Source organism: Bradyrhizobium diversitatis (assembly GCF_016031635.1).
Taxonomy (GTDB): domain Bacteria; phylum Pseudomonadota; class Alphaproteobacteria; order Rhizobiales; family Xanthobacteraceae; genus Bradyrhizobium; species Bradyrhizobium diversitatis.
This window is the reverse complement of the sequence record NZ_JACEGD010000020.1, coordinates 111,611-127,774: the sequence shown is the minus strand read 5'-3', so window position 1 is coordinate 127,774 and position 16,164 is coordinate 111,611. Positions and strand designations below refer to the sequence as shown.

Genomic DNA, 16,164 nt, shown 5'->3' with positions numbered 1-16,164 from the left:
ACGCGCCGCGTGAGCAGGGCATCGCCTGCCGGCCGAAATTCGAGATCATCGAGGCCAACGCAGTGCAGACACGCCGGGCCGGGAGGCTCCATCATCAGGAGACCGCCGGTGCCGCCACAGCGATGGCATGTCCACTCCATGTTCAACGGCTGGCGAACAACGCCTTCACCGAAACGATGCGGCCATCGAGCGGGCCGCGGGGCGTTTCAGCTGCGGCGCGCGCCGATCCGCGGCCTCGGCCTCCCACCGGGCGCTGTCTGCGAACACCACCGTGAAGACGTTCCTCGCTTCGTCTGAATGGATCTGCGCAAGTGCCGCTTCCAGCCGATTAACGGCGGAAGGGCGCGAACGATCACGTGTTGCTGTCATGAGCAGACCTGTAAGGAGGATCAGGCCACGACAGGCAGGACTTCGACGTCGTAACTATGGGTCAAGGACCGGTTGAGGACCGGATCCTTCAGCTCCATTTCGAAGCGTGTCCCGGGCCGAATGCCGCCGATCGCGGCGGGCGTGCCGCAAAACATCAGCGTGCCCGCCGGCAGCATGTCCGTCCCGGTGTAACGACGAATGAGATCGCGCGGCGTCCTGAGCGAGGAGACGGGGCTCTCCTGGTACAGAACCCGCTTCCCGTCGATCGTCGCCCACGAGCGAAGGACCAGCTCGTCCCAATGTCCCTCGACATCAGCATATGACCAGAACTGGGCGCCGACCGGCTTGCCGCACAGCTGCTTCGAAAGAGCGATGCCCGACGCTTCCGCCTTGCGGTCGGTATGGTCGGATCCGATCCCGACCCAGAGCCCGTCCGCCATGGCGACGACGACAGGCTCGACCTCGCCGGAACTGTCGGGCCCAAGGACGGTCAGGCGGCTGTCCTGCGTCAATGTTTGTGCCGCGACGCGGTAGTAGAGCGGCGTCGTCGAGGGACGCGGAATGCCGAGCGCGGCGAGCTCCTCGATATGGTGCTCGATCGCTGCCGCGTCCCTGCCCGCCCAGCCCGCAATGACAAGGGACCCGATCTCGACAGCAATGCGGTCGGTCCGATCATTGGCGAGGCGTTCAAACTGCAGGAACATGAGTTTCCCTATCCTTGGTCGATGTGGTCAGGATTTCGCCGCGCTCGATCTGCAGCGTCCTGTCGGCGATCCGGTCGAGCAGCGCGGGCGAGGATTCGGTGATCAGCATGGCCAGCTCCGGCCGATGCGTGCGTAGCTCGCCGAGTGTCCGCGCATAGTCGAGCGCGAGGGCAGGCGCCAGACCCTGGAAGGGCTCGTCGAGCAGCAGGACCTTACGTGCGACCATCAGCGCGCGCCCCAGCGCGACCATCTTCCCCTGCCCTCCGGAAACGCCGCCTGCGAGCCTGGAGCGCATCACGTGCAATTCGGGCAGCAGCTGATAGATTTCGTCGAGCCTGCGTGCGATCTCGGCACGGTCGAGCTTCAGCGCCAGCGCCGGAAGGCGGATGTTCTCCTCCACGCTCAACTCCGGAATCAGGCGACGGTCCTCCGGTGCGTAACCGATGCCGGCACGGGCGCGCGTGTGGGCAGGCCTGCGGCCGAGATCGTCGGCATCAAGCCGGATCGAACCCTCGTCGTGCGCGATGAGTCCCATGATCGCGCGCAGCGTTGTGGTCTTGCCGGCACCGTTGCGGCCGATCAACACGGTCGTCTTGCGCGCGACGATCTCGCAACTGACCGCGCGCAGCACGCGGACGCCCTCGATTGAGACGCTGACCTTGTCGAGACTGAGCATCAGGCGACTCCCACGACACGTTGGCGGACTTGCGCGTTGCTGAACACTTCGTCCGGCCGCCCCTCGGCCATGATGTTGCCGGCGCTCCACACCAGGACCCGGCTCGCGTAACGCGCGACGACGTCCATGTCGTGCTCGACAAACAGTGCGGTGATGCGGCGCTGGCGCAGCGCGCTCATGAGCGCCTCCATGAGCGGGAAGCGTTCGAGGGCGCTCACCCCGCTGGTCGGCTCGTCCAGCAGCAGCAACCGAGGCTTCAAGGCCAGCGCAACCGCGATATCCATCAGCTTGCGATGTCCTTCAGGAAGCTTGCTGCTGATCCGGCCGGCATCGTCGGCGAGCCCCACGAGCTCGAGCAACGCCCTTGCCTCGTCGCGCCGGCTCGCCGTTTCGAGCGGCTGCACCACGCTCCACAGACCATCGGTTGCCGCCAAGGCCAGCATCATGTTGTCGATCACGCGCTGTGCGGAAAAGAGCTGCGGGATCTGGAATGCGCGGGCGACACCACGGCGCGCGATGGCGCGTGGCGACAGACGGGTGATGTCGTGACCGTCAAGCACCACGCTGCCCGAACTCGGACGGATATAGCCCGTGCAGATGTTGAGCAGCGTCGTCTTGCCCGACCCGTTCGGGCCGATGATCGCGAGGAACTCGCCGTCATGAACCGCGATGCTGACGTCGTCGGCGGCCCTGACGCCGTTGAATGAGACGTGGAGACCCTTGGCTTCCAGGATGGGACGCGTCATAAACTCGCCGCCTCCTTGCGCGCGAGCAGTCCATAGACTCCTTGCGGCATGAACATGATCACGATGATCAGCGTCACACCGACGATCAAGTTCCAGGAATCGGTGACGGTCACCGCCGCGCTGTGCAGCAATTCCAGGAACAAGGCACCGATGAACGCGCCAGGAACGCCACCGATGCCGCCGAGCACGGCGATCAGCACGAGATGACCCGATGCGGTCCAGAACGCGAAGTCCGGGACCACGCGACCGATCGCAAAGCCGGCGATGGCGCCGCCAAGGCCGGCGAGCGCCGCCGAGATGACATAGGCGATCAGCAACACCGCCCAGACCGGGATGCCCAGATATTCGAGCCGGATCTCGTTGGTGTGGACGGCCGCGAGCGCATGACCGAGCGGGCTGTTCAGGTAGCGCTGCACGGCGAGGCCAATGAGCACCATCAGGCCCAGACTGAGATAGAACAGCACGCTCTTGAAGGCCGGTTCGCCAAGCACGACGCCGAACACAGCCGGGACCGGCACAGGCATGCCGTCAGTCCCGCCGGTGACGCCGTACAGTTTTGCGCACAGCGCGTAAAACACCATGGAAACCGCAAGATTCAACATCGCGAAAAAGATGGCGCGATAGCGGACGAGAAACAATCCGGCGACGGCGCCCACGAGCGCACCGCCCAGCACCGACAGAATCAGCAGCAGCCCAAGATCGTTGACGCCGGCGCGCGCCAGGAACGCAACTCCGTAGGCGCTCGCGGCATAGAACATCGCATGACCGATCGAGATCAGCCCGGCGCGGAGCAGCACGGCGACGCCGAGGGCCGCAAACCCCTTGGCGATCGCCAGAGTCAGGACGAATTGAAGCCAGGGCGCGGCCACAGGCAACAGCGCGAGGACGAGGACCGCCGCGGCGGCAGTGACCGTTCGCATCATATCCTCCGCGCCGCCACCGACCCGAACAGCCCGTAGGGACGGATCAGGAGAACGACAAGCATCGCTGCATAGGGTGCGACGGCATCCAGCGACGGCGCCAGATATATCGCGAGCACGCGCGCCAGGCCGACGATCAGCGAGGCCAAGGCCGCCCCCTCGATTTGCCCAAGACCTCCGATCGCAGCCACGGCAAAGGCAAGCACCATCGTATCCGCCCCGAGCCCCGGGGCGATGCCCGACGTCGGCGTCGCCAGCGCGCCGCCCAATGCGGCCAGGAACACGCCGAGTGAGAACGCCAGAATGAAGATACGGTTGGTGTCGATGCCGATCGACTGCGCCATCTCGCGATCAGTAACCACGGCCGTGATCAGGCGCCCCAGCCGGGTGTGATTGATCAGAAGCCGCAGGCCGATGACGATGAGGAACGCCATCCCGATCAGGAGGATCTGGTAGTTGAGATAGACGACGCCACCGATAGAGGTGGTCCCGAGCAATCGCATCGGCGCGTCTTCGTAGAAGGACTGCACGCCAAAGATCACGCGCTGGAGATCCTCCAGGATGAGGAACAGCCCGAACGTGATCAGGATCTGCACGGCCTCCGACTTGCCATAGGTCCAGCGGATGAGGCCCCGTTCGATCAACGGACCGAATATCGCCGCGACGCACACGGCACTGAACAGGAGCGCCAGGAACGACCAATACGGGTTGAGCTGCCGGCTGGCGATGAACAGGCAGATCGAGGCCGCGACATAGCCGCCGATCGAATAGAGACTGCCATGGGCAACATTGAGGACTCTCAGCACGCTGAAGACGAGCGTCAGGCCGACCGCCGCGAAGAAGATCAACGCGGCGCTCGCCAAGCTGTCCAGCAGCAAGGGAATGACTGCATTCAACATCGGCCCATGCCTTCCGTCATCGAAATCAGGTGAACCTCATCCCGGTCTATTTGTAGCTTCCCGGCTTCGGCAGGCCTTTGGCGAACTCGGGCTTGAGCGTCGCGATCCAGGCCAACGGATCTTGCCCCGCCTGCGGCATCAGGCTGTCGCCCTTGTAGCGGACCATGTCGCCAATGACGGGAAACTGCTGCGCCGACGTCCTTACGGTCACGCCGACGATCTGGTCGACCAGCCCGTCATTGTCGGTGCGCGTCTGCGCGATGCCGGTCAGGGTCTCGACCTTGCTGCCGTTCATGGCGTCGGCGAGCTCGACACGCGTTGGCCATTTGCCGCCGTTCTTCCGCATCGCGGCATCGTAGGCGGCTTTAACGTAGATCAGCGCGTTGGCCATCTTGATCGATGGGAACACCGGATACTCTCCGAAGCGCGCCTTATAGGCTTCGGCAAACTTCACGGTCTCCGGCTTGGCCCTGGCGTCCGGTGACATCCACCAGCCGTCGCCGAGAACACCGACGATCACGCCGTCGGGCAGCGGTACGCGCTGCAGCACCGTCTCGCCGAGCGCCAGGATCACCTGACTGGAGGTGAAGATCCCACGCGGCGCGGCCTGGCGAACGAAGTTCTCGAGATCGGCGCCCCAAAGGTTGGAGAAGACGACATCGGGACGCGCGGTGGTGAGACGCGAGATTTCGGTCTGGTAATTCGGCGAACCCAGCTTCGGATAGAGTTCGGCGACGATCTCTACGTCCGGCTTCAGGGCTTTCAGCGCCGCGGTGAATATCTTCGCAGCGTCGTGGCCGAACGCATAGTCCGGGTTGATGATCGCAACCGTCTTCACGTCAGGCTTGCGATCCAGCAGGTAGATCGCGTAGGCGATGAATTCGGGTACGGTGTTTCCGTTGGGGCGGAACACATACTTGCTCTTGCCGTCCATGAGCAACTGATGGGTATCGCAGTTCCAGCCCACGGTGGGAACCTCGAGCTGCTCCGCGAGTGGCGCAAGCGCCAGGCAATTGGCGCTCGACAAGGCGGCGACCATGACCTGGTTCTTCGCATCCCCAGCGAGCCGCCGATACTCCGCGATCACACCCTGCGCACCCTGCGCCTCGTCGACATAGGTCGCGCTGACCGGCACGCCTCCGATGCCGCCCTTTGCATTGATCTCGCCGATCATGAGGTCAGCCGCGTTCTTACCCGGCATGCCGTAGGCCGCGGCAGGACCAGATGTGAACGTGAAGATGCCCAGCCCCAATGCGCTCGGCTTCTCCTGCGCAGCGGCCGGCGTCGCCGCGACCACACCGAGCGCGAGCGCCCCGGCAAGCCCATCCACCACCCATCGGACTTTGCCCTGCGGCACGCCGCGATCCAGCCTGAAGAGCCATTCAAGTGACGACAGGCAACGCGCAACTACGATAGAGATACCTCTAGACGTCATGACTTCTCTTCCCCCTGGTCGGTCGAATGATGTTGGGCAGCAGCGATCCGGATCACACCGGATCGAAATAGTGCATTTCCAAAAGCAGGCAGCCGTTCACGGACTTGAACGGGCCATGCGGCGCGTGCGGTGGCCGGCAGGCATAGGTGTTCGGGGGGAAGCTCTTGCCGCCCTCGCCGTTCGCATCGTTGCCGACGATCAAATCGCCCGAGACCAGATAAACCTCTTCCCAATATTCGTGGGAGAACGGCGCGGTGGTGTAGACGCCGGGCGCAAAGCGCAGCAGCCGAGTCCGCGTCCCGCGCCGATTCTCCTCGTCCAATCCGCCAGAGATGATCTTCTGCTGGATGCCGACCGGATATCCCGCCGGCACTTCCCAGCCGGTGGTCATGTCGAGCGTATGGAATTCGTCGTGCTTCTTGTTGACGGGCATGCATTGTCTCCTTCGGATCAGGCGGCTTTGCTGGCGGTCGAGACGCCGTTGAGGTCGTAGGAATCGAGCATGGCCTGGACCAGCCGGTCGGCGCCGGACCAGTCGTACGTGCGGTACGAGTGGCCCTTGGTGACGAAGGTCGCGCCGGCGTAGAACATCTCGTATTGCTGATGGCGAGAGCCGAACTCCGAGCCGACGGCATCCCAGGCGAGCTTGTAGAACTTCACACGATCATGAGAATTGGCCTTCGGCGACTGCTGGGTCTTGCCGATCAAGGCCGCGATCTCGGGGTTGTCGAAGTCCGCGACTGACGAAGGCAACATGATCATGCCGCCGCCGGCGAGCTCGCGAAGCGTATTGATGACGTGCGCGTAGAGCTGCTGTGTCAGCACCTGCGCCGAATAGAGCGTATGCCGGTCCGGGATGAAATAGGGACCGACCTGCCTGCCCTTGGCTTCCATCGCAGCCACCAGAGCGTCGACCATGCCGGTCTCGGCCGCAAGCTGGCCGAGCATTTCGCGGACCTGCGGGAATTGGGTGACTCCGTTCATGTCGGCGACCCGATGCGCAAGGCCGGTCAGGAACTTGAGCTTGACGCTCAAACGCACCATCGCCTGGTAGTTCTGATAGACGTGGCACGGCGTAGCGTGAAACTGCTTCTGGCACATTTCGACGTTGCCTTCGATGAAGACGCGGTCCCACGGCACCTTCACGTCGTCGAAATAGAGGACCGAGTCGTTCTCGTCGAAGCGGCTCGACAACGGATTGTCGAACACGGCGCCGGCGGCGTCCTCGTAAGATTTGCGCGACAGCATCTTGAGGCCCTTCGTATTCATCGGGATCGCAAAGGACATCGCGTAGCGCTCTTCGCCCGGCCGCATCGGCTGGATAGTCGTGACGAAGACCTCGTCGGCAACCACGCCGCCGGTGGCGAGCATCTTGGCGCCGCGGATCGTGATCCCTTCGGCGTCGCGATCGACGACACCGGCGGTGAGGAAAGGATCGGCCTGCTCGACCGCCCCCTTCGAACGATCGGCCTGCGGATTGATGATGACGTAGGTGAGGTAGAGATCCTTGTCGCGGGCGTAGCGGTAGTAGCTCTCGAGCGCGCCGGCGCGCGCGGGATCATGGGCCCGGAAGACGTCGAGTCCCATGTAGAGCCCCGAGATGCAGGAGGCGACATGGTCCGGAGCCCGGCCCATGAATCCGGCATGCAGCGAGGCCCACGCCTCGAGCGCCTTTCGCCGCGTCACGAGCTCGGCGTAGGAGGTCGGAAGCTGCCAGATGCGGTTGGCAAGACCTTCGCCCGTATCGAAGGTCATCAGCTCCGCATTCTCGGGCGCGCTCGCGAAGTCGAACAGGCCGGCCATGGAGCCGGCGAGATTGCGAAAGGCGCGGTGCGTCGTGACATCGCCAACCGAGGCGCCGTTGATGTAGATGGTGCGGCCGTCCTTCAGGCCCGACAGATATTCCTTTGCGCCGCGCATGGCAGTTTCTCCGGTTCGAAACTAGTAGTGAATGGGAAGCGGCCAGCTCGGCTCGCGCTCGGTTTCATCGACGAGATCGCGGTATCGACCACGAAAGAAGATCAAGGGAGCAGCAGACTCGGAGCGGCTTGCGTGGCGGACGACCTGGACGACGAAGATGACATGGTCGCCGCCGTCATAATTGGCGTAGGGTGCACACTCGAAATGCGCCATCGCGCCCGAGATCAGCGGCGCCTCGGCATGGCCGACCGACGTCTTCACCTGGTCCCATTTGCTTGAGAGAGCCCGCGCGAACTGGTTGGAGATGGCTTCCTGGTCGCGTGCCAGGATGTTCACGGCAAAGCCCTTGGCTTCCAGCATCGCGGGCAGGCTGCGCGCCCTGCGATCGACACTGAAGAGAACGAGCGGCGGATCGAGCGAGACCGAGTTGAACGAGCTCATGGTCATGCCGATCAGCTCTTCGCCCTTGCCGCGCGCGGTCACCACCGCCACGCCAGTGGCAAATTCGCCGAGAGCACGTCTGAATGCACGATCCTCCATGGACACCCGTCCCGTCGCCTGGCACCTGATTTATAATTCTCAGATAGCTTCCTGACAAAGCTATTTGAAGATGTCAAGCCTACTTGCTGGGCGGGCGCATGCGTGCTTTTTAAGCAAGCTCGCAATGCCATGATTTGGCCAGGAGATTGACCGCGTGACCGATGCACTCTTGACGGCGTCGAAACCCGAGCTGCTCGACAAGGAGGGAGACCGCACGCTTCGCGGCTTGCTCCACGACTATTTCGCGTTTGGACGCAGTCTGGAAGCCTGCCGTGAAATATTCGCAGGCTTCGTCGACCTGTCGCCTACCCAGTATCTGATCCTGATCGCGATCAAGAATTCGACTGCGGAAGAACCGATGGGCGTGAACCAGGTCGCCGAACGGCTATATCTGAGCGGCGCCTTCGTCACCAACGAGATCAACAAACTTGTTTCCGACGGCCTGCTCGAGAAAACTCCCCATCCCGAAGACGGACGGCGGGTGCAACTTGCCCTTACCCAGCGCGGAATGAGCCTATTGATCCGCCTTGCCGCCTTGCAGCGACCGGTCAACGACGCGCTGTTTGGAATGCTGACGCGCGAGGAGTTCAAGATAATGGCCCAGCTGCTGTCCCGGCTTGCGTCAAACGCTGATAGCGCGCTGAAGCTGGCTGTACATGTGCAGGCTACGCTCAAGTCGCAGGAGGGGCAGCGGGCCTCCGCAGCGAGCCCGCCGGACTCCCGCAAAAAGCGGCGCGCACCGCGCCGCAACGGTCGATAACGCTAGGGCAGGCAGACGTCTGATCTATGTCCACTCCTGACTGATCAGGTTTCGTATGAGAGCTTATCAGGCCGAACTGCCGTCGTTTGCCACCAGCCTTATCGATCGCCGGCGACTATTGGCCGGCAATGTCAGCTTGAACAGCAAGGTCCGACGTCTGGGCCTGGCATGGGATTCATTTGAAATGTTGTGCGTTTTGGATTGACGCTCTCACCGCGAGACGTCAGTCGGTCTAGTCCATCATGGGGGCACAAGAGAATTTCCAGCGTAAAGGATCCATTTGATTGATCTATTCTGCCTCCACCAGCGGCGTTCATTCGGTCGCCTCAGAAAATTGGCCGCTTTGTCGCCGGGGCCATTTCTTTCTCCATTCTCATTGCAACGTGAGCGACACAAAGAAAACGCCAAGAACGACGCACGTTTCAACCGAAACCAAGAATCGGCTTCGGCAAGGAAGTCAACGTTCATTCAACGCAGCGAGCGTCACATGCATCCCAACGTGCACGCAATTCAGGGAAAGCCTCAAACAAAGCGTGAGGGACATGATGAACCTGGATCACACACCCGGCCAATCCGACGGCGTCGCATAATGGGCTCGTTGGACCCCGCGCCTGGGACGGACAGGGAAAAAGCTGTCTACCGCCCCAAAAAGAAACCGTGTCCAAGGGACACGGCAAGTTTCAGGGAGGGTGAACCGGGAAAATTCCCGATGCATACGTGAGGCGTGGCCCCCGGCCGGTCATCCGCCGAAGCGCGATCGAAAAAATCAGCAGCCGTTCGCAGCCGCCGTCACCATTTCAACGCGGCCGTTCGCACGGGATGGTCCCACAGCGCCCGGGTCTCGGTATCGAGCAGGCTCACGGTGAGCGAGCACCCCGCCATGTCCAGCGAGGTGACATAGCTGCCGACCAGCGAGCGGGCGATAAGCAAGCCGCGCTTTTCGAGCATTCGCCGCGCCGCGTTGTACATCAGATAGAGCTCGATGGCGGGCGTTCCGCCAAATCCATTGACGAGCAGCAGGGCTTCATTGCCTTCGCGGGCGTCGAGATCCTCGGCAATGGCAGTGGTCATCTCAAAAGCGATCGCATCGGCGCGCTCCAGCTTGACGCGGCGGCGTCCCGGTTCGCCATGGATGCCGACACCCACTTCCATCTCGTCCTCGGCGAGCACAAAGGTCGGCGTTCCTGCAGCCGGAACCGTGCAACTCGTCAGTGCCACCCCCATCGACCGCATCCGAGCGTTGACGCGCTCGCCGAGTGCAACGCAAGCTTGGAGGTCGGCCCCCTTCTCGGCCGCCGCGCCGACGATCTTCTCGACGATCAGAGTGCCGGCCACACCCCGGCGGCCGATGCTGTGGGTGGAATTCTCGACCGCGACGTCGTCGTCGGTGACGATGGTGGCCGTGCGACCCTCGGAAATCTCGGCCGCCATCTCGAAATTCATGCGATCGCCCGCATAGTTCTTCACGATGAAGAGCACGCCGGCGTCGCCCGAAACGGCCTGCGCTGCCTCGACGATCTGGTCTGGTGTCGGCGAGGTGAAGACCTGTCCCGGACAAGCCGCATCGAGCATGCCATAGCCGACGAAGCCCGCATGCAGCGGCTCGTGCCCGCTACCGCCGCCGGATACGAGCGCGACCTTCCGCGAATTGAGCTCGCGGCGCCGCACGAATTTCCGCTCGGGCCCGAGCGTCACGAGATCGGCATGCGCCGCAGCCAGCCCGTCGAGGCTCTCCGCGAGCACGCCATCAACCGAATTGATGAACTTCTTCATGTTCTCCTCCCCTCTTCGTCCCGCTGAGCTTGGCGCTCATTTTTCGCGTATGATCGCACTCAAACGCCGCGCGAATTCCTGCAGCAGCCCATCGAGCTCGGCATTGCGCTTCGAGCTGCCGAGGTCCGGCAGGTGCAGCGTCAGCGTCCGTTCATGCGCCCCCTCCGTCAGGCGACCGATCCGGCGCGGGTGCGCACGGGTGTAGGCACGAAGGAACGCCGCCTTCGCTTGCGGCGGGAAGTGGCAGACGTCGAAGATCGTGTTCAGGTGCTGCACGGGAATCGGCACTGGATAGGCCGGGTTGCTGATCTGGCTGACGAAGCTGCGGTTCTTGCCCATGGCATGGGCCAGGCGCAGCCGCATGCCTGACGGGCGGCTCTCAAGCACCTCCTTGAAGATGCGCTTGTAAACCGCAACGGCGCCGGCCTCGGCCGGTTCATCGATCGCCATATCAGCCAAGCCCGCCTCCGCTGCTCAAGCGGTCGATGGTCTGCTTGATCTGCGCGAGCGCCGACGCATTCACCGACAACTCGCGCAGGCCGCAATTCAGGAGCGCGGGCAGACAGCGCGGGTCGCCCGCCATGTCGCCGCACAGGCTGACGCTGGTTCCGGCGCGACGTCCATGCTCCGCGGTTCGCGCGATCAGTTCGAGGAGGGCCGGATTCAAGGGATCCATCAAGGGGGCGAGAGCTCCATTGGAACGGTCGCACGCAAGGACATATTGCGCGAGATCGTTCGAGCCGATCGAGAAGAAGGAGGCCTTGAAGGTCGCGATCGCCAGGGCCGCCGCCGGGACCTCGACCATGATTCCCAGCTCCGGGAGCATCGCGGCAATGCCCTCGGCCTGCAAGCGCTGCACGACTTCGGCGAACAGCTTCCGTCCGGACTCGAACTCGTGCGGCGCCGTGACCATCGGAAACATGACCCTGAGATTTCCTTGCACGGCCGCGCGCGCCAGCGCGCGGAGCTGCACGCTGAATATCTCGGGGCGGGCGAGGCAAAGCCGCAGGCCACGCACGCCCAGGAAGGGATTGGCCTCACCGTCGATGGTGAATCCAGGTACCGGCTTGTCGCCGCCGGCATCAAAGGTGCGAATGGTAACCTGGCGTCGATCGGCCCAGCGCATAACGGCGTCGTAGGCGCGATACTGCGTCTCCTCGTCGGGCAGGCCGCCGCGCTCGGCGAGCAGAAACTCGGTGCGCATCAACCCGATGCCGTCGGCATATTGTGCGTCGGCATGATCGAGGTCCTCAACGCGCTGGATGTTGATGAGCAGCTTGATCCGCTCCCCGCGCCATGATGCGGTCGGCCGTCTCAGGATCGCCCGCGCGGACGCCCGGCTCTTGCGATGAATTTCGCGTCTCTTCTCGAACAGCCGGAGCTGCTCGGCACTGGGATCGAGCTCGAGCGTAGCGCCCTCGCCATCGAGCAGCGCCGTCGCGCCGATTTCCGGAATGGCGCCGAGCTGCACGACCATCGGGATGCCCCGCGCGCGCGCCAGCATCGCGACATGACTCGTTGGGCTACCGCGCAGGAGCGCAAGACCACCGCCCGCCGACCAGTCGATTTCAAGGAAACGCGAGGGCGGCAAATCATCGGCGCAAACAACGGCACCGCTCGGTATCTTGGGGGCCTCGCCCCCGCCTCCGCGCAAGATGCTGATGATGCGGTCGCGCAGATCCGCAAGATCGGAGCAGCGCGCCTTCAGATACTCGTCCTCGGCCGAATTATAGTCCGCAATCTGCTCGTCGAGGGCGGAACGCCACGCGACGTCGGCGGCATCCCCCTCGCTTATCGCCGTGAAGATCGCTTCGATGAAATCCTCATCCTCCAGCAGCGCGACCTGGAACTCGAGAATCTGCGCGGCCTCACCTCCCGCGATCGCGGCGAGCTCGGCGATCTGCCCACTCGCCGCGTCGATCGCCTTGCGAAGATCGAGCGCCTCCTCGACCAGCGAGCCTGCGATCCGCTCGCCATTTGTGCCCGCATCGACACGGACGAGCGGGCCGTAGGCAAAGCCGATCGAGGCGGTCCTGCCGCGATAAGCCAGTCCGGCAGCGCCTCCCTGCATGCTACGACGCCTCGTCCGGAAAGTCGGTTGCGATCAGGTTGACCAGGGCGGCGACGGCAGCCTCTGCGTCGCTGCCCGACGCCTTGATCTCGATCGTGCTGCCGTGAGCCGCGCGCATGGCCATGATCTTGGCCACGCTCTTGGCATTGATCCACTCGGCCGCGCCCGCGACCCGGACGGAAATCTGGGCCTGGAACTTCTTGGCCAGCTTGGTCAGCTTGACCGCCGGGCGTGCATGCATGCCCACCGCGTGCACCAGCCGCACATTCTCGGTGATAATCTGGCCATCCGCTTTATCCAGCATCGTCTTATTCCATCATCATTTCGCCGACGCATCAGTCGGCAGAGAGTTCCTCGGCCACGGCCTTGACCTGGGCCAGCGAGCTGCCGCCCGCCGCCTCGGTCGCCGCCATCACGGCGCCCTCGACGATCGGCGCATTGCATACGACAACGAGAGCGCGGCGTGCCGGCTCCAGCATTTCGACCGCCATCTCGCTGTTTGTTTCGGCGCCGCCGAGATCGACGAGGATCGCGACGCCTTTCGTCGACCAGGCATCGTTGATGGCGTCGACGATCAGCGACACGCTGGTGCCGAGCCCGCCATCGGGATTGCCGCCGCAGAAGGCCACCTTGACCTCGCTGCCGACCATCTGCCGCACCATGTCGGCGGTGCCTTTGGCGATGTCCTTCGAATGCGAGACGATCACGATCCCCACGGCATCAGTCATTGCTCTCCCTCCAGGCTCGCGCATACCGCCTGCACGAGAACACAGCTCGAGCGCGCGCCGGGGTCGATGTGACCGACGCTGCGCAGCCCGAGAAACGACGCTCGCCCCTTGGTGGCCCGCATCGGCGCGGTCCGCTCGACCGCCTCTGCGGCCGCTGTGCTGACTCGCGCGATCAGGTCCGGTTGGCCGGCCGCATTCTTCAGCGTCTCCAGCGCCCGCGGCCAGGAAGAAGCTGCCGTAAAGCGGGCCGGATGCACCGCCGACCGTCATCACGAGCGTCTTGCCGATCGTCTTCAAAGCCTCGTCGAACGGCTGTTCGGAGATCGCATCAAGCTTGCCGAGCACGGCTTCGAACCCGCGCTTCATGTTGAATCCATGGTCGCCGTCGCCAATCGCCTGATCCAGGCTCGTGAGCTCCGGCGCGCTGGCAATGACCCGCTCTGCGGCCACCTTGACCAGCGATTTGAACGTCTCGGGTTGCAGCGACATTGCGTTTGATCCTCTAATGAGCGGCCGGGAGGCGCTGCCCGGCGCCGTCGAAGCAGAGCGGTTGCACCAGATCCAGCTCGACCTCCTGACCGGCATGCAGCGGTTGATGCGGATCCGCAAGCGTGACCAGCATCTCTCCCTTATAGTCCAAGTGAACGTGATTCTGCTCGCCGAGGTGCTCGAGCCGGTGCACGCGGCCGACCATCGGCCCGCCATTGCGCGCCGCGAGGCAAAGGTGCTCGGTACGGATGCCGACTGTCTCCGTTCCCGGCGGCAGCGGTACGTCCGACAACAGCCGCGCGGGGAGGAAATTGATCTGGGGCGTGCCGAGGCGCGAGGCGACATAGCTCGACGACGGTCTCTCGTAGATTTCCCGGGGCGTGCCGAGCTGGAGCAGCTCGCCGTCCTTGATCACGCCGATCCGGGACGCCATCGTCATGGCCTCGACCTGATCGTGGGTCACGTAGAGGATGGTCGCACCAAGCTCGAGCTGAATCCGCTTGAGCTCCAGCCGAAGCTCGGCACGGAGCTTGGCGTCCAGCGACGACAGCGGCTCGTCCATCAGATAGATCGAGGGATCGCGGACCAGCGCACGACCGATTGCCACCCGCTGCATCTCGCCGCCCGAAAGTCGGGTTGCGCGATTGTTCAGCTTGCTTGCGATATGCAGCAACTCCGCCGTCTGCTCGACCCGCTTCTTGATGATCGGCTCCGATACCCGTCGCGCGGGCGAGCGCAACGGGAACGCAAGGTTGTCATAGACGGTGAGATGCGGATAGAGCGAATATTGCTGGAAGACGAAGGCAATATCGCGCGCTCCCGGAGGAGCCAGCGTCACGTCGCGTCCGTCGATCATGACCGAGCCGGAATCGGGAGTCTCGAGCCCGGTGATCAGCCGCAAGGTCGTGGTCTTGCCGGCACCGCTCGGTCCGAGCAAGACCATGAATTCTCCGTCGTTCACCGAGAGCGAGAGCTCGCGCACCGCCGCCACCGCGCCGAAGCGCTTGCTGATGTTGCGTAGGGCGACGTCAGCCATGGTCTGCGCTCCCCTCGTTGGCAGTTCGTATCGCAAGGCCGCTGGCGACGTCGAACAACGCGAGTCGTTCCGAACGGAATTCAAGGCCGACCCGCTCGCCGATCCGCACGGGCGCGCTGGAGGGCAACCGCGCCGCAATGCGCCCATGCGCGGTGTCGACGGTGACGATCTGGGTGGTCCCAAGATACTCGGCGCCAAACACCTCGCCGCGGACGGGTGCCGCGTCGGCGAAGCGGATATGCTCCGGACGAACGCCGAGTGCCATACCGGCGCTGGCGCGATCCTCTCGGATCTCCGGCACCGCGATGCTCGTGTCGTGGAAACTGATCGTCCGATCGCCGGAGCGCAGACCTGCCTCGAAGCGCAGAAAATTCATGGGCGGCGAGCCGATGAAATCGGCCACGAACATGCTCGCGGGCCGATCATAGATCTCCTGCGGGAAGCCGATCTGCTCAACGCGTCCCTCGTTCATGACGGCGATCCGATCTGCCATCGACATCGCCTCGAGCTGATCATGCGTCACGTAGACCGTGGTCGCCCCGATGCGATCGTGCAGGTCGCGGAGCTCGCTGCACATCAGATGACGAAACTCGGAATCGAGTGCGCCCAGCGGCTCGTCCATCAGAAAGGCCTTTGGCCGCCGCACGATGGCGCGCCCGAGCGCAACGCGCTGCCGATCGCCGCCAGACAGCTTCGACGTCTTGCTCGACAGCAGATGCTCGATGCGCAGCAGTTTGGCCGTCTCCTGCACCCGCTGGTGAATATCGCGCCGGGCCATGCCCTGGCACTTGAGGGGAAAGCCGATATTCTCGGCGACGTTCATGTGCGGATACAGCGCGAAAAGCTGAAACACGAAGGCGATATCGCGCGCGGATGCGCGCTGGAAGGTCACGTCCTCATTGTCGAGCAGGATCTTGCCCTCGGTCGGCAGCTCCAGGCCCGCAATCATGCGCAAGGTGGTGGTCTTGCCGCAGCCGGAGGGGCCGAGCATCGCAAAGAAAGCGCCATCGTCGATCGTGAAATTGGAGCCTTGCACGGCCGCAAACTGATCGAACGACTTGCGCAGGTTTTCGACGCGGATTTGTGCCATGTCTGCCG

17 protein-coding genes and 1 pseudogene are annotated in these 16,164 nt (G+C 63.7%); 1 reads left to right on the top strand and 17 read right to left on the bottom strand.

Going from position 1 to position 16,164, the window contains the following annotated elements:
* Window positions 1–389 precede the first annotated feature (389 nt).
* The 9 genes from H1B27_RS22855 to H1B27_RS22815 form a co-directional block, all read right to left on the bottom strand.
* A complete protein-coding gene (locus H1B27_RS22855) occupies window positions 390–1,073 on the bottom strand; it encodes a DUF2848 domain-containing protein (protein WP_061880630.1) in 684 nt (227 codons plus the stop codon).
* A complete protein-coding gene (locus H1B27_RS22850; protein ID WP_197967604.1) occupies window positions 1,057–1,749 on the bottom strand; it encodes an ABC transporter ATP-binding protein in 693 nt (230 codons plus the stop codon). The genes H1B27_RS22855 and H1B27_RS22850 overlap by 17 nt, the downstream gene beginning before the upstream one ends.
* Window positions 1,749–2,495: an ABC transporter ATP-binding protein gene (locus H1B27_RS22845; RefSeq protein WP_197967603.1), complete on the bottom strand. Its 747-nt coding sequence runs from the start codon at window positions 2,493–2,495 to the stop codon at window positions 1,749–1,751. The genes H1B27_RS22850 and H1B27_RS22845 overlap by 1 nt, the downstream gene beginning before the upstream one ends.
* Window positions 2,492–3,415, bottom strand: a complete 924-nt coding sequence (locus tag H1B27_RS22840; RefSeq protein WP_197967602.1) for a branched-chain amino acid ABC transporter permease — start codon at window positions 3,413–3,415, stop codon at window positions 2,492–2,494. The genes H1B27_RS22845 and H1B27_RS22840 overlap by 4 nt, the downstream gene beginning before the upstream one ends.
* Entirely contained in the window at window positions 3,415–4,314 is a 900-nt protein-coding gene (locus H1B27_RS22835) for a branched-chain amino acid ABC transporter permease (RefSeq protein ID WP_197967601.1), read from the bottom strand. The genes H1B27_RS22840 and H1B27_RS22835 overlap by 1 nt, the downstream gene beginning before the upstream one ends.
* A gap of 46 nt (window positions 4,315–4,360) precedes the next feature.
* Entirely contained in the window at window positions 4,361–5,671 is a 1,311-nt protein-coding gene (locus H1B27_RS22830; protein ID WP_245312082.1) for an ABC transporter substrate-binding protein, read from the bottom strand.
* A gap of 130 nt (window positions 5,672–5,801) precedes the next feature.
* Entirely contained in the window at window positions 5,802–6,182 is a 381-nt protein-coding gene (locus tag H1B27_RS22825) for a hypothetical protein (protein ID WP_061880625.1), read from the bottom strand.
* Between the two features lie 17 nt (window positions 6,183–6,199).
* Complete coding sequence (locus H1B27_RS22820) at window positions 6,200–7,669, bottom strand: 4-hydroxyphenylacetate 3-hydroxylase family protein (RefSeq protein ID WP_197967600.1); 1,470 nt, start codon at window positions 7,667–7,669, stop codon at window positions 6,200–6,202.
* A gap of 21 nt (window positions 7,670–7,690) precedes the next feature.
* A complete protein-coding gene (locus tag H1B27_RS22815; protein WP_061880623.1) occupies window positions 7,691–8,209 on the bottom strand; it encodes a flavin reductase family protein in 519 nt (172 codons plus the stop codon).
* Between the two features lie 154 nt (window positions 8,210–8,363).
* On the opposite strand from H1B27_RS22815, the gene H1B27_RS22810 reads away from it, so the two are divergent.
* Complete coding sequence (locus H1B27_RS22810; protein ID WP_197967599.1) at window positions 8,364–8,969, top strand: MarR family winged helix-turn-helix transcriptional regulator; 606 nt, start codon at window positions 8,364–8,366, stop codon at window positions 8,967–8,969.
* A gap of 789 nt (window positions 8,970–9,758) precedes the next feature.
* On the opposite strand, the gene dhaK is transcribed toward H1B27_RS22810, so the two are convergent.
* The 8 genes and pseudogenes from dhaK to H1B27_RS22770 all read right to left on the bottom strand — a co-directional run bounded on the left by dhaK (window position 9,759) and on the right by H1B27_RS22770 (window position 16,156).
* Window positions 9,759–10,742, bottom strand: coding sequence for a dihydroxyacetone kinase subunit DhaK (dhaK, locus tag H1B27_RS22805; protein WP_197967598.1), 984 nt, complete (start codon window positions 10,740–10,742; stop codon window positions 9,759–9,761).
* Between the two features lie 36 nt (window positions 10,743–10,778).
* The gene (locus H1B27_RS22800) at window positions 10,779–11,192 is read right to left on the bottom strand and encodes a hypothetical protein (RefSeq protein WP_061880620.1); all 414 of its coding nucleotides are present in this window, start codon (window positions 11,190–11,192) and stop codon (window positions 10,779–10,781) included.
* 1 nt (window position 11,193) lies between these two features.
* The gene (ptsP, locus tag H1B27_RS22795; RefSeq protein WP_061880619.1) at window positions 11,194–12,813 is read right to left on the bottom strand and encodes a phosphoenolpyruvate--protein phosphotransferase; all 1,620 of its coding nucleotides are present in this window, start codon (window positions 12,811–12,813) and stop codon (window positions 11,194–11,196) included.
* Window position 12,814: 1 nt separating this feature from the next.
* Window positions 12,815–13,117, bottom strand: a complete 303-nt coding sequence (locus tag H1B27_RS22790; RefSeq protein ID WP_061880618.1) for an HPr family phosphocarrier protein — start codon at window positions 13,115–13,117, stop codon at window positions 12,815–12,817.
* Between the two features lie 31 nt (window positions 13,118–13,148).
* Window positions 13,149–13,541 carry a dihydroxyacetone kinase phosphoryl donor subunit DhaM gene (gene dhaM / locus H1B27_RS22785; protein ID WP_061880617.1) on the bottom strand — a complete coding sequence of 131 codons (393 nt, stop codon included), beginning with the start codon at window positions 13,539–13,541 and terminating at the stop codon, window positions 13,149–13,151.
* Window positions 13,538–14,030: pseudogene (locus tag H1B27_RS22780) on the bottom strand (DAK2 domain-containing protein). Before H1B27_RS22780 ends, dhaM begins: the two are co-directional and overlap by 4 nt.
* Window positions 14,031–14,043: 13 nt before the next feature.
* The gene (locus H1B27_RS22775; protein ID WP_197967597.1) at window positions 14,044–15,066 is read right to left on the bottom strand and encodes an ABC transporter ATP-binding protein; all 1,023 of its coding nucleotides are present in this window, start codon (window positions 15,064–15,066) and stop codon (window positions 14,044–14,046) included.
* Window positions 15,059–16,156, bottom strand: a complete 1,098-nt coding sequence (locus tag H1B27_RS22770; RefSeq protein ID WP_061880614.1) for an ABC transporter ATP-binding protein — start codon at window positions 16,154–16,156, stop codon at window positions 15,059–15,061. The genes H1B27_RS22775 and H1B27_RS22770 overlap by 8 nt, the downstream gene beginning before the upstream one ends.
* Between the last annotated feature and the right edge of the window lie 8 nt (window positions 16,157–16,164).

Coding starts and splice junctions, on each gene's coding strand:
- H1B27_RS22855 (WP_061880630.1), bottom strand. CDS start 1,073: ATGTTCCTGCAGTTTGAACGCCTCGCCAATGATCGGACCGACCGCATT.
- H1B27_RS22850 (WP_197967604.1), bottom strand. CDS start 1,749: ATGCTCAGTCTCGACAAGGTCAGCGTCTCAATCGAGGGCGTCCGCGTG.
- H1B27_RS22845 (WP_197967603.1), bottom strand. CDS start 2,495: ATGACGCGTCCCATCCTGGAAGCCAAGGGTCTCCACGTCTCATTCAAC.
- H1B27_RS22840 (WP_197967602.1), bottom strand. CDS start 3,415: ATGCGAACGGTCACTGCCGCCGCGGCGGTCCTCGTCCTCGCGCTGTTG.
- H1B27_RS22835 (WP_197967601.1), bottom strand. CDS start 4,314: ATGTTGAATGCAGTCATTCCCTTGCTGCTGGACAGCTTGGCGAGCGCC.
- H1B27_RS22825 (WP_061880625.1), bottom strand. CDS start 6,182: ATGCCCGTCAACAAGAAGCACGACGAATTCCATACGCTCGACATGACC.
- H1B27_RS22820 (WP_197967600.1), bottom strand. CDS start 7,669: ATGCGCGGCGCAAAGGAATATCTGTCGGGCCTGAAGGACGGCCGCACC.
- H1B27_RS22815 (WP_061880623.1), bottom strand. CDS start 8,209: ATGGAGGATCGTGCATTCAGACGTGCTCTCGGCGAATTTGCCACTGGC.
- dhaK (WP_197967598.1), bottom strand. CDS start 10,742: ATGAAGAAGTTCATCAATTCGGTTGATGGCGTGCTCGCGGAGAGCCTC.
- H1B27_RS22800 (WP_061880620.1), bottom strand. CDS start 11,192: ATGGCGATCGATGAACCGGCCGAGGCCGGCGCCGTTGCGGTTTACAAG.
- ptsP (WP_061880619.1), bottom strand. CDS start 12,813: ATGCAGGGAGGCGCTGCCGGACTGGCTTATCGCGGCAGGACCGCCTCG.
- H1B27_RS22790 (WP_061880618.1), bottom strand. CDS start 13,117: ATGCTGGATAAAGCGGATGGCCAGATTATCACCGAGAATGTGCGGCTG.
- dhaM (WP_061880617.1), bottom strand. CDS start 13,541: ATGACTGATGCCGTGGGGATCGTGATCGTCTCGCATTCGAAGGACATC.
- H1B27_RS22775 (WP_197967597.1), bottom strand. CDS start 15,066: ATGGCTGACGTCGCCCTACGCAACATCAGCAAGCGCTTCGGCGCGGTG.
- H1B27_RS22770 (WP_061880614.1), bottom strand. CDS start 16,156: ATGGCACAAATCCGCGTCGAAAACCTGCGCAAGTCGTTCGATCAGTTT.